This window comes from Microbacterium sp. (genome assembly GCF_047607465.1).
Classification (GTDB): domain Bacteria; phylum Actinomycetota; class Actinomycetes; order Actinomycetales; family Microbacteriaceae; genus Microbacterium.
Map to the genome: position 1 here is coordinate 1 of NZ_JASGCY010000080.1, position 11,423 is coordinate 11,423.

Sequence of the window (11,423 nt, forward strand, 5' to 3'; positions counted from 1 at the left end):
CCCGCCGCCCGGCCCGCCCCCCCCGGCGGGGGCCCCCCCCCGTCTCTGTTCTGACGCGGGAAGGTCAGACGCTTGCGGCGACGTCCTCGCGGACCCGCCGCGTGGCCTCGACGATGTTGCGCAGCGAGGCCACCGTCTCCTCGTATCCGCGCGTCTTCAGTCCGCAGTCCGGGTTGACCCAGAGCCGGCGCACCGGGATCTCCGCGGCTGCGCGGCGCAGCAGCGCCTCGATCTCCGCCACGCTCGGCACGCGCGGCGAGTGGATGTCGTAGACGCCGGGGCCGATGCCGTGGTCGAAGCCGGAGCCGGCGATGTCGGCGACGACCTCCATGCGGCTGCGAGCCGCCTCGATCGAGGTCACGTCGGCGTCCAGCGCCCTGATCGCGTCGATCACCACGCCGAACTCCGAGTAGCAGAGGTGCGTGTGCACCTGCGTCGCCGGGGCGGCTCCCGCGGTGGCCAGGCGGAAGGAGTTCACCGACCAGTCCAGGTACGCGGGCTGATCGGCCTTCTTCAGCGGCAGCAGCTCGCGCAGCGCCGGCTCGTCGACCTGGATGACGGAGATGCCCGCAGCCTCGAGGTCGGCGATCTCGTCGCGCAGAGCCAGGGCCACCTGGTTCGCGGTGTCGCGCAGGGGCTGGTCGTCGCGCACGAAGGACCAGGCGAGGATCGTGACAGGGCCCGTCAGCATCCCCTTCAGGTGCTTCGCCGTCAGCGACTGGGCGTACGCCGCCCACGAGACCGTGATCGGCGCAGGGCGCGACACGTCGCCCCACAGGATCGACGGCCGCGTGGCCCGCGAGCCGTACGACTGCACCCAGCCGTTCTCAGTGACGTCGAAGCCGTCGAGGTGCTCGGCGAAGTACTGCACCATGTCGTTGCGCTCCGGCTCGCCGTGCACGAGCACGTCGTAGCCCAGGTCCTCCTGCAGGTTCACGACGCTGGCGATCTCACGCCGCAGGAAGTCCTCGTAGTCCTCCACGGGGATCTCGCCGCGGGTGAAGCGCGCGCGGGCCACGCGGATGTCGCCGGTCTGCGGGAACGAGCCGATCGTCGTCAGCGGGAGGGCTGGCAGCCCGAGCGCTTCCTGGGCGCTCTCCCGCTCCGCGTAGGGCGTGCGCGTGAAGTCGGCCTCCGAGAGCACACGCTCGCGGACGGCGCCGTCGCGCACCCCGGGGGCGGCAAGGCGGTCGGCGAGGGCCGCGGATGCTGCGGCGAGCTCCTCCTCGATGGCCTCCCGTCCGGCGGCGAGGCCGCGGGCGAGAGTCACGACCTGTCCGACCTTCTGGTCGGCGAACGCGAGCCACGACACCAGCCGTGCGTCGAGCTTCGTCTCGTCCTCGACATCGTGAGGCACGTGCAGCAGCGAGGTCGACGTGCCCGCCGACACCGCAGCGGCGCCGAGGCCGCGAAGAGCCTCGAGCGCGTCGAACGCCGCGGCGAGGTCGCCGCGCCAGATGTTGTGCCCGTCGATCACACCGCCGACGAGCGTCTTGCCCTCAAGCCCCGGCGCCGCCTCGGGCACCCCGCCGCGGACGAGATCGATGGCGATCGCCTCGACCGGGGCGGCGGCGAGCACCGGGAAGACGGCGTCGAGCGCCGCGTAGGGCGCGGCGACGAGGATCGACGGACGCCGGTCGGCTGCGCCCAGTACCGCGAGCGCCTCCGCCGCGGCATCCGCCAGCTGCGACGTCGACGCCGGCAGCGACTCGCTCACCAGCGCCGGCTCGTCGAGCTGCGCCCACTCGGCGCCGGCGTCCTTCAGCGCTGCCAGCAGCTCGACGTAGACCGGCAGCAGGTCACCGAGACGCGAGAGCGGGTCGAAGCCGGCCGGGGCGGAGTCCGAGGCCTTGGCGAGGGCGAGCAGCGTGACGGGGCCGACGATGACGGGACGCGTGACGTAGCCAGCCGCCGCGCCCTCGGCGACCTCGCGCACGAGCCGGTCGCTGGAGAGCGAGAACGTCGTCTCCGGTCCGATCTCGGGGACGAGATAGTGGTAGTTGGAGTCGAACCACTTGGTCATCTCCAGTGGAGCGCGATCGCCCTCGCCGCGCGCGATCGTGAAGTAGGCGGGGAGGCCGATCGTGCCGTCGGCCGAACGCAGGTCCTCGAAGCGCGCGGGGATCGCGCCGACGGTCACGGCTGCGTCGAGCACCTGGTCGTAGTACGAGAACGACTCGGGGATGGCCGAGTCGTCGCGGCCGAGCCCGAGGGCTGCGAGCCGGTCGCGCGTCGCCGCGCGGAGACCGGATGCCGTGGCCTCCAGCTCTGCGAGATCGAGGCGGCCGGCCCAGAACGCCTCGACGGCCTTCTTCAGTTCACGGCGACGGCCGATGCGCGGGTATCCGAGGACGGTGCCTGCGGGGAAGTCGGTCATTGTCGTTCCTTTCAACGGTGGTACTGCAGTTCGTGGGTCTGAAAACGCGGGAGGTCGGGAGGATCGGAGGGGTCAGCGCAGGCGCACAGCGGGCAGTATCCCCGCCTCCTCGAGGACGGTGAGCACGGTGTGATGCTGGTTGAAGGCGTACAGGTGCACGCCGGGGGCGCCGCCGGCCGTGACCTCGCGGGCGAGGCGCGCCGCCCATTCGACGCCGACCTCCTCGCGGCCCTCGGGCGTCGGCTCGACCTCGAGTGCGACGGCGAGCTCGTTCGGCAGGGTCTCTCCGGTGAGCTCGAGAACCCTGGCGAGGCGCACCGGCGAGACGATCGGCATGATTCCGGGGAGGATCGGGATGGTCACACCCGCCGCCCTCGCCTTCTCGACGAAGCCGAGGTAGTGGTCGGAATGGAAGAAGAGCTGCGTGATCGCCGAGGTCGCCCCCGCCGCCTGCTTCGCGAGCAGCGCGTCGATGTCCTGGCCGCGATGAGCCGAGCGCGGGTGCCCGTTCGGGAACGCCGCCACCGCCACGCTCGCCCTGCGCCGTGCGGCGACGCGCGCCGCGCCGGGGAAGCCGGGGACGGGGAACTCCTCGTAGGGAGCGTGCTCGGCCTGCACCCGGTGGATGAGCTGCACGAGCTGGGCGGCGCTCTCGAGGTCGCCGAGGAACGGCTCGTCGCGACCCGCTGGCGGGTCTCCGCGCAGGGCGAGGAAGCTGAGGATGCCGGCGTCGAGGAACTCGCGGATGAGGGCGGCGGCACCCGCATAGGTGTTGCCGACGCAGGTGAGGTGCGCGAGCGGCTCGACGTCGGTGTTCTCGCGGATGAAGCGCAGCACCTCGAGCGAGCGCCCTCCCGTCGACCCGCCGGCGCCGTAGGTGACGGAGATGAAGTCGGGCCCGGCCGCGGCGAGCTTGTGCACGGTCTCGTGCAGGGCGGCTTGGCTCGACGCCGAGCGCGGCGGGTACAGCTCGAAGGAGAACGGGACTCGGGCGGTCGGCGTCTCGGAAGACATCTTCTCTCCTGGGGACAGTGCGGGCACGGGGCCGCGACGGGCACGTCGGGTGCCGCATTCGCGGGCGGGTGCCGGGCTCGGCTGTCGCTCCACACCCTGGACGAACCGGGTGTTTCCAGAAACTTATGACATCGCCCGGCTGGGCGCATCAAGTGTGACGTCGTGTGTCGCAGCGGCAATAGGCTCGAGGGCATGTCGACGCCGTTCGGGCACTGGCCCTCGCCCTTCACCGCTGCGTCGGTCGCAGCATCCGCTCCTCGCATCGACGGCGCCGCCTTCGTCGGCGACGAGATCTGGTGGGGCGAATCGGTGCCGGCGCAGGGCGGCCGCATGACGGTGCGCAGCTCGAGCGGACGCGAGGTCCTGCCCGCTCCGTGGAGCGCGCGCTCGCGCGTGCACGAGTACGGCGGCGGGTCGTGGACGGCGGATGCCGACGGCACCCTGTACTTCGTCGAGGCGGGCGATCAGCGGGTGCACCGGCTGGAGCCGGGAGGGACGCCTGTGCCCCTCACCGACGGCGGGGCCGCGCACGGGGGCCTGCGCCTCCAGCGGGGGCGCCTGTTCGCGGTGCGCGAGGACCTCTCGGTCGCCCCGCATCGACGCGCGATCGTCGAGATCGACGCCGACGGCGCGCACGTGATCGCCGACGGCGAGGACTTCTTCGCGCACCCGGCGCTCTCGCCAGACGGCTCGAGGATCGCCTGGGTGCAGTGGAGCGGCGAGCGGATGCCGTGGGACCGAGCCGGGCTGCGCATCGCCCACGGCGACCAGATCGTCGAGCTCCCGGCCGGCGCCGCGCTGCAGCCGGAGTGGGTCGGCGACGACGAGCTGCTGTACGTCGACGATCCGACCGGTCGCTGGAACCTGCAGCGGCTGCGGCTCGGCGGCACCGCGTCATCGGTCGCCGCGGCCGACGCCGACACCGGCTACGGCCTCTGGGTGCTCGGCAACCGGTGGTACCAGCCGCTCGAGGACGGCCGGATCGTCGCCGTCCGCACCAACGGGCGCGATGAGGTCGTCGTCATCGAGGCCGACGGCGCCGTGCGCGCCCTCGCCGTGCCGTGCGACGGCCACGTCAGCGTGGACGCGGTGCAGGGCACGCGCGTGCTGCTCAGCGGGAACGGCAGCACCGTCGCCCCCGGCGTCTGGTGCGCCGACCTCGACACGGGCACGGTCACGACCGTCACCGGCGGCACGCCGGTCGACGAGGCGTGGATGCCGCCGGCCCGTCCGCTCGTCGTCGACGGCCCGAACGGCCCGGTGCACGCGTTCGCCTACGCTCCGGCCAACCCCGACGTCACAGCCCCCGAGGACGAGCTCCCGCCGTACGTCGTCTTCGTGCACGGCGGCCCGACGGCGCACGTGACGGGTGCCGCATCCGCCGCCATCGCGTTCTACACCAGCCGCGGCATCGGCGTGCTCGACGTCAACTACGGCGGATCGACCGGATACGGCCGGGCGTACCGCGAACGCCTGCTCGGCGCGTGGGGCATCGCCGAGGTCGACGACGTCGCGGCCGCCGCACGGGGACTCGCGGATGCCGGGCTCGCCGATCCTGCCCGACTGGCGATCCGCGGCAGCTCCGCCGGGGGCTGGACGGTGCTGTCGGCGCTCGTGCGCGGCGGCACGTTCGCCGCGGGCATCAGCCGCTACGGCGTGACCGATCTGCGCGCGCTGAGCGCGCACTCGCACGACTTCGAGGCGCACTACATCGAAGGGCTCGTCGGTCCCCTGCCGGCATCTGAGGCCCTCTACCTCGAGCGCTCTCCGCTCACCCACGCGGAGCGGATCGATGTGCCGGTGCTCCTGCTCCAGGGTGCCGACGACCGCGTGGTGCCGCCATCGCAATCGGACGCCATCCGCGACGCGCTGGCCGCGCACGGCATCGAGCACGAGTACGTGCTCTACCCCGGCGAGGGCCACGGCTTCCGGCGTGCGGAGACCATCGTCGATGCGCTCGAGCGCGAGATCGCCTTCCTGCAGCGCGTCTTCGCCCCGCCGCATGCGGACCTCTGAGCCCTACTCCCCCATGCGATTGCGGGTGCGCATGGCGCGCTCCGCCTCGCGGGTGTCCTGGCGCTCGCGCAGCGTCTGACGCTTGTCGTACTCGCGCTTGCCCTTCGCGAGGGCGATCTCGACCTTGGCTCGGCCATCGGAGAAGTAGAGCTTCAGCGGCACGAGCGTGTAGCCGCCGGCGGACACCGCGTGCTGCAGCTTCGCGATCTCCTCGCGGTGCAGCAGCAGCTTGCGGATGCGCTTGGCGGAGTGGTTCGTCCAGTGCCCCTGCGAGTACTCCGGGATGTGCACGGCATCGAGGAAGACCTCGCCGCCCTTGACGAAGGCGTAGCCGTCGCTGAGGTTCGCCCGTCCTTGACGCAGCGACTTCACCTCGGTGCCGGTGAGCACCATCCCCGCCTCGTACGACTTCTCGATGTTGTAGTCGTGACGGGCGCGACGATTGGTCGCGACGACCTTCTCCCCGCGTTCCCTGGGCATGATGCTCCTGCTCTCCGTGTCAGTGGCCGGCGCCGATCGTCGGCGGCCAGCCCACCAGCCTACCTCAGGTGCGCAGCCGGCGGATCAGGTGCGCAGCCAGCGGCGGATCGCGAAACCGGCGGAGAGGGCCGCGAGCACGATGCCGATCGCGATGAGCACCGGCACGACGATCGCCGCATCCTGCATGCCGATCCACGTCGTGATGAAGGGGACGCGCCCGCGCAGGTAGCCGTCGACACCGAAGTGCACTCCGGCCACGACCGCGGCGCTGGCCAGCACGGAGCCGAGGAAGGCGGCGAACACGCCCTCGAGCACGAACGGGGTCTGGATGAACCGGTTCGAGGCGCCGACGAGGCGCATGATGCCGATCTCCTTCCGTCTGGCGTACGCCGACAGCCGGATGGTCGTGCCGATGAGGAGGATCGCGGCGATGAGCATGAGGGCGGCGATCCCCACTGCGATGTAGGTCGCCACGGTGAGGGCGGAGAAGAGCGGTTCGAGGTACTGCAGCTGATCGGTCACCTGTTCGACACCGGTCTGTCCGCCGAACGCCTCGACGATCACCTGGGACTGGCTCGGGTCCTTCAGCGTGACGTAGAAGCTCTCGGGCATGGTGTCGGCGGTGAACAGGCTCGCCTTGTCCTCGCCGAGCTGCTCGACGATGTTCGCATAGGCCTCTTCGCGGGTCTCGAAGCGCACGTCGGAGATGAGCGGTCGGAGCGCATCGCCGTCGAGCGCCGTCCGCACGGCATCCGTCTGCTCCTCGGATGCGACGCCGTCGACGCAGTTCGGCGACTCCGACAGCGTCGAGCACATCGACACCACCACCTGAGCGCGCTCCGACCAGAAGGCGCGCATCGTGCCGATCTGGGACTGCATGAGGATCGCCGCGCCCACGAAGGTGAGCGAGACGAACGTGACGAGCACCACGGAGACGACCATCGAGATGTTGCGCCGGAGGCCGCCGAGCGCCTCGGTGAGGATGAGGCCGATTCTCATGAGGTCGGCCCCACTTCGTCCTCGCCGGCGTCCGACAGGCCGAGGCGATCGGCGACGCCGAGCTCGGCGAGGTCGACCTCGGGCAGCCGGATCGCCTGGGTGGGAGGCGGGGCGGCCTGCGGCTCTTCGAGGGGCACGGCCTGCGCATCGGGCGTCTCGGATGCCGCCGGCACGGCGTCGGCGGTGAGCAGGTCGCGCACGGCGGAGAGGTCGGCGGTCTCGCGCTGCACCTCCTGCACGGCGGTGAGAGCCGCCGCCGCGGCGGCGCCGCGCACCTGCTCCGGGACAAGACGGGGGATGCTGGAGGTGTCGCCGTAGCCGCCGTGCACCTCGTCGCGCACCATCTCGCCGTCACGGAGCTCGATCACGCGGCGCTGCATGGCGTCGACGAAGGCGGCCTCGTGCGTGGCCATCACCACGGTCGTGCCGCCGGCGTTGATCCGGGCGAGCAGCTGCATGATGCCCACCGAGGTGGCGGGGTCGAGATTCCCGGTCGGCTCGTCGGCGAGAAGAACCTGCGGCCGGTTCACGAGGGCGCGGGCGATCGCGACGCGCTGCTGCTCGCCGCCGGAGAGCTCGTGCGGCATCCGCTTCTGCTTGCCGTCGAGCCCCACGAGGGCGAGGGCCTCCGGCACGGCCTGCTGGATGAAGCCGCGGGACGAGCCGGTCACCTGCAGGGTGAAGGCGACGTTCTGGAAGACGGTCTTGGACGGCAGCAGGCGGAAGTCCTGGAAGACCGAGCCGATGTGCCGCCGGAAGTAGGGCACCTTGCGGTTCGCGAGCGTCTTGAGGTCGCGGCCGAGGACCGCAACCCGTCCCGACGTCGGCACGTCTTCGCGCAGGATGAGCCGCAGGCACGACGACTTCCCCGACCCCGACGCTCCGACGAGGAAGACGAACTCTCCCCGCTGGATCTCGAAATCGACGCCGGACAGAGCGGGCTTCGAAGTCCCGCGGTAGCGTTTCGTGACGTTCTCGAACCGAATCATGGCGCTACGAGCCTAGATGCGCCTCTTCCCCGCGTCGCGAGCGACACCCCGCGCAGGGCGGCTTGCGATGTTATACAAGTAGTGACGTCCGTGCGATCGCGCGGAGGCCGACTCGAGGGGAAGCGTGATCATGACGACACCAGCAGGCTGGTACGACGACGGCTCCGGGCGCCAGCGCTGGTGGGACGGCAATCAGTGGACCGAGCACTTCGCCCCGGTCGCCGAGGATGCCGCCGCGACGGTGCCGGACGGATCCGCGACGGACGCTGCGCCGGAGGAGACCCTCGCGCCGACGGAGATCCTGCCTCCGTACGCCGCCGCATCCGACTACTCGCCGACGGCGGTGTACGAGCCGGCACCGGCTTACTCCCCGACGGCGACGTATCCGCCGGCCACCGGCTACGCCGCGCCGTCGCCGGGCTATCCCATCGCCCTCGCCTACGCCGCGGCGCCCGCCGAACCGAAGCCGATGTCGATCCTGGGTCTCATCGGCCTGGGGCTCGCCGTCATCGGCGTGATCCTCGCCTGCATCCCCGCGGTGATGATCGCGGGCTGGATCGTGCTCTTCGCGGGCTTCGTGATCTCGATCGTGTCGCTGTTCCTCAAGGGTCAGAAGTGGCCGGGCATCACCGGCCTCGTCATCGCGGTCGTCGGCTCCATCGTCGCGTTCGTCATCTTCGCGGTGGGCGCGGTGAACACGGTCGTCGACAGCATCCCCACGGACTATCCGACGTACAGCTCCGAGGAGGAGCCCAGCGACTCATCGAGCGACGGCTCCACGGCGAGCGGTGGCCGTCCGAGGGTCGAGGAGCTCAAGCCGGGCATCGTCGCAGCCCTCGTCGAGACGGGTACCGACGAGGACGAGTTCACCGACGCGCAGATCACCTGCTTCGCACAGGCCTTCGTCGACTCCGACCTCGACGGCGCCACGCTGCGCGCGATCGCCGAGGGCGCCGACCTCTTCGACGATCCCTCGACCGCGTCGGCGTTCCTCGAGGTCTGGGGAGCGAGCCTCTTCACCTGCGCCACCGCTCAGTGATCCGACGCGAAGGCGGCCCGGGTTCGCACCGGGGCCGCCTTCGTCGTGCGGACGGGTTCAGTCGTCGTCTTTGCGCTTGCGCCAGCGGATGCCGGCCGAGATGAAGCCGTCGAGGTCGCCGTCGAACACCGCTGCGGGGTTGCCCGACTCGTGTCCGGTGCGCAGATCCTTGACCAGCTGCTGGCCGTAGAGGAAGTAGGAGCGCATCTGGTCGCCCCAGCTCGCGGTGATGTTGCCCGCGAGCTCCTTCTTCTTCGCAGCCTCCTCCTCCTTCTGCAGCAGCAGCAGGCGGGTCTGCAGCACGCGCATGGCGGCGGCACGGTTCTGGATCTGCGACTTCTCGTTCTGCATCGACACGACGATGCCGGTAGGAAGGTGCGTGATGCGCACGGCGGAGTCGGTCGTGTTGACCGACTGCCCACCGGGGCCGGAGGAGCGGAACACGTCGACGCGGATGTCGCCCTCGGGGATGTCGACCTCGGTCGCCTCCTCCATGAGCGGGATGACCTCGACCGCGGCGAACGACGTCTGTCGCTTGTCGGCGGAGCCGAACGGGCTGATGCGCGCGAGGCGGTGGGTTCCCGCTTCCACCGACAGCGTGCCGAAGGCGTAGGGGGCGTCGATCTCGAACGTGGCCGACTTGATGCCTGCACCCTCCGCGTAGGAGGTGTCCATCACCTTCACAGGGTACTTGTGCTGCTCGGCCCAGCGCAGGTACATGCGCATGAGCATCTCGGCGAAGTCGGTGGCGTCGTCGCCGCCGGCGCCGGAGCGGATCGTGATGATCGCGCTGCGATCGTCGTACTCGCCATCGAGAAGGGTCTGCACCTCGAGCTGGTTGATGATCTCGGTGAGGGCAGCGAGCTCGGCGCGCGCCTCGGCGGCCGAGTCCTCGTCGTCCATCTCGTTGGCGAGGTCGACGAGCACCTCGAGGTCGTCGAGGCGGTTGCCGATCCCCTCGATCCGAGCGAGCGTCGCCTGGCGGTGGCTGAGAGCGCTGGTCACCTTCTGAGCGCGCTCGGTGTCGTCCCAGAGGTCGGGAGCCCCCGCCTCTTCACTCAGGCGGGCGATGTCGGTGCGGAGGGTCTCGACATCGACGACCTCGCGGATGTCACCGTAGGTGACGCGAAGGGCCTGGATGTCGGCGGAGAGATCGAGTTCGAGCATGGCCTGTCCAGCCTACTCTGCCGACTAGAGTCGCAGTGATGAGCAGCGCATCCGTGGTCCTGAGGCGATTCGGGCCCATGGTGTACCTGCCCACCATCCTGTTCTCGCTCGGCGAGGGCGCCGTGATCCCGCTGATCCCGGTCGTCGCGGCGGGCATGGGCGCCGACATCGCGCTGGCCGCGCTCATCTCCTCGGCTCTCGTCGTGGGGCAGCTGTGCGGCAACCTGCCGGCCGGCTGGGCCGTCTCGCGCGTCGGCGAGCGCCCCACGATGGTGATCGCCGGCATCGTCGCGATCCTCGCCGGCGTCGCGATGGTGTTCGCCTCCTCCCCCGGCGTGCTCGCGGCGTCGGTCTTCCTGCTCGGGTTCTGCGCCGCCGCCTTCGGCCTCGCCCGCCACGCGTTCATGACGACCCGCGTGCCGTTCGACTTCCGCGCGCGTGCGCTGTCGCTGCTGGGCGGGAGCTTCCGCCTCGGCGTGTTCATCGGCCCGTTCGTGGCGGCCGGCCTGCTGCAGCTGTTCGGCTCGGAGACCGCCGCGTTCTGGTTCTTCCTCGCCTGCCTCGTCGCGATGGTGCTGCTCGTGCTGTTCGGGCCCGACCCGGAGAAGACCGTCCCCGCCGTGGTCGCACCCGTCCGCGCTGAGGACTCCCGCAGAGCCCTGAGCGGATCGATCCCGACGATCGAGCGCACCGGCGTGCTGCGCACGATGTGGCGGCAGCGGTCGGCGCTCGGCCGTCTCGGCCTCGCGGCGGCCTCGCTCTCGGCCGTGCGCAGCGCGCGCCAGGTGCTGCTGCCGCTGTGGGGCATCTCGCTGGGGCTCGACGCCTCGACGATCGCGCTGGTGGTGGGCGTCTCGGGGGCGATCGACTTCGCCCTGTTCTACGCGAGCGGCCAGGTGATGGACCGCTTCGGCCGGCTCTGGGCGGCGATGCCGGCGATGGTGCTGATGGGCGCCGGGTTCCTCGCGCTGTCGTTCACGCACGACGTCGAGGCCGCCATGCTGTGGTTCGGCATGTTCGCCGCGGTGCTCGGCGTCGGCAACGGCCTCTCCAGCGGCATCCTGCTCACCCTCGGCGCCGATGTCGCGCCGAAGAAGGATCCTGCGGCGTTCCTCGGGTCATGGCGGACGCTGACGGATGCCGGCGGCGCGGCGGCGCCGCTGCTGATCTCCGGCGTGATCGCCGCCGCCTCGCTGCCGATCGCGGCGGCGACCGTTGGCATGATCGGCCTGGCGGGGGCGGCCGGGTTCCTGCGCTGGATCCCGATGTTCGTGCCGCGCAGGCGAGTCGATGACGCTGTCGGCTGAGGTGCGCAGGCTCGTGGCGGGGTTCGCTCCGCTGC

Annotated in this window: 9 protein-coding genes; 3 read left to right on the top strand and 6 right to left on the bottom strand. The window is 71.1% G+C overall.

Annotated elements, in window-relative coordinates; genetic code table 11:
* Nucleotides 1-64 precede the first annotated feature (64 nt).
* Together metE and QM568_RS11565 are read right to left on the bottom strand one after the other, a co-directional pair.
* Complete coding sequence (metE, locus tag QM568_RS11560) at nucleotides 65-2,377, bottom strand: 5-methyltetrahydropteroyltriglutamate--homocysteine S-methyltransferase (protein ID WP_415138954.1); 2,313 nt, start codon at nucleotides 2,375-2,377, stop codon at nucleotides 65-67.
* Nucleotides 2,378-2,449: 72 nt separating this feature from the next.
* Nucleotides 2,450-3,391, bottom strand: a complete 942-nt coding sequence (locus tag QM568_RS11565; RefSeq protein WP_415138956.1) for a methylenetetrahydrofolate reductase — start codon at nucleotides 3,389-3,391, stop codon at nucleotides 2,450-2,452.
* 192 nt (nucleotides 3,392-3,583) lie between these two features.
* Between QM568_RS11565 and QM568_RS11570 the strand changes: the two genes are divergently transcribed.
* Nucleotides 3,584-5,407 carry a prolyl oligopeptidase family serine peptidase gene (locus QM568_RS11570; RefSeq protein WP_415138958.1) on the top strand — a complete coding sequence of 608 codons (1,824 nt, stop codon included), beginning with the start codon at nucleotides 3,584-3,586 and terminating at the stop codon, nucleotides 5,405-5,407.
* Between the two features lie 3 nt (nucleotides 5,408-5,410).
* Here QM568_RS11570 and smpB read toward each other — a convergent pair whose 3' ends face one another.
* From smpB to ftsE, 3 genes are all read right to left on the bottom strand, one after another.
* The gene (smpB, locus tag QM568_RS11575; RefSeq protein WP_415138960.1) at nucleotides 5,411-5,887 is read right to left on the bottom strand and encodes an SsrA-binding protein SmpB; all 477 of its coding nucleotides are present in this window, start codon (nucleotides 5,885-5,887) and stop codon (nucleotides 5,411-5,413) included.
* Nucleotides 5,888-5,971: 84 nt separating this feature from the next.
* Nucleotides 5,972-6,886 carry a permease-like cell division protein FtsX gene (gene ftsX, locus QM568_RS11580; protein ID WP_415138962.1) on the bottom strand — a complete coding sequence of 305 codons (915 nt, stop codon included), beginning with the start codon at nucleotides 6,884-6,886 and terminating at the stop codon, nucleotides 5,972-5,974.
* Entirely contained in the window at nucleotides 6,883-7,875 is a 993-nt protein-coding gene (gene ftsE / locus QM568_RS11585; protein WP_415138964.1) for a cell division ATP-binding protein FtsE, read from the bottom strand. The genes ftsX and ftsE overlap by 4 nt, the downstream gene beginning before the upstream one ends.
* Before the next feature lie 130 nt (nucleotides 7,876-8,005).
* Here ftsE and QM568_RS11590 point away from each other — a divergent pair, with 130 nt between their 5' ends.
* Complete coding sequence (locus QM568_RS11590) at nucleotides 8,006-8,914, top strand: DUF2510 domain-containing protein (protein ID WP_415138966.1); 909 nt, start codon at nucleotides 8,006-8,008, stop codon at nucleotides 8,912-8,914.
* A gap of 57 nt (nucleotides 8,915-8,971) precedes the next feature.
* On the opposite strand, the gene prfB is transcribed toward QM568_RS11590, so the two are convergent.
* Nucleotides 8,972-10,081: a peptide chain release factor 2 gene (gene prfB, locus QM568_RS11595; protein WP_415138968.1), complete on the bottom strand. Its 1,110-nt coding sequence runs from the start codon at nucleotides 10,079-10,081 to the stop codon at nucleotides 8,972-8,974.
* A gap of 38 nt (nucleotides 10,082-10,119) precedes the next feature.
* On the opposite strand from prfB, the gene QM568_RS11600 reads away from it, so the two are divergent.
* Complete coding sequence (locus tag QM568_RS11600) at nucleotides 10,120-11,388, top strand: MFS transporter (protein ID WP_415138970.1); 1,269 nt, start codon at nucleotides 10,120-10,122, stop codon at nucleotides 11,386-11,388.
* Nucleotides 11,389-11,423 lie beyond the last annotated feature (35 nt).

What these genes read in the sequence shown, in the direction of transcription:
- metE (WP_415138954.1), bottom strand. Translation starts at nt 2,377, where the DNA reads ATGACCGACTTCCCCGCAGGCACCGTCCTCGGATACCCGCGCATCGGC.
- QM568_RS11565 (WP_415138956.1), bottom strand. Translation starts at nt 3,391, where the DNA reads ATGTCTTCCGAGACGCCGACCGCCCGAGTCCCGTTCTCCTTCGAGCTG.
- QM568_RS11570 (WP_415138958.1), top strand. Translation starts at nt 3,584, where the DNA reads ATGTCGACGCCGTTCGGGCACTGGCCCTCGCCCTTCACCGCTGCGTCG.
- smpB (WP_415138960.1), bottom strand. Translation starts at nt 5,887, where the DNA reads ATGCCCAGGGAACGCGGGGAGAAGGTCGTCGCGACCAATCGTCGCGCC.
- ftsX (WP_415138962.1), bottom strand. Translation starts at nt 6,886, where the DNA reads ATGAGAATCGGCCTCATCCTCACCGAGGCGCTCGGCGGCCTCCGGCGC.
- ftsE (WP_415138964.1), bottom strand. Translation starts at nt 7,875, where the DNA reads ATGATTCGGTTCGAGAACGTCACGAAACGCTACCGCGGGACTTCGAAG.
- QM568_RS11590 (WP_415138966.1), top strand. Translation starts at nt 8,006, where the DNA reads ATGACGACACCAGCAGGCTGGTACGACGACGGCTCCGGGCGCCAGCGC.
- prfB (WP_415138968.1), bottom strand. Translation starts at nt 10,081, where the DNA reads ATGCTCGAACTCGATCTCTCCGCCGACATCCAGGCCCTTCGCGTCACC.
- QM568_RS11600 (WP_415138970.1), top strand. Translation starts at nt 10,120, where the DNA reads ATGAGCAGCGCATCCGTGGTCCTGAGGCGATTCGGGCCCATGGTGTAC.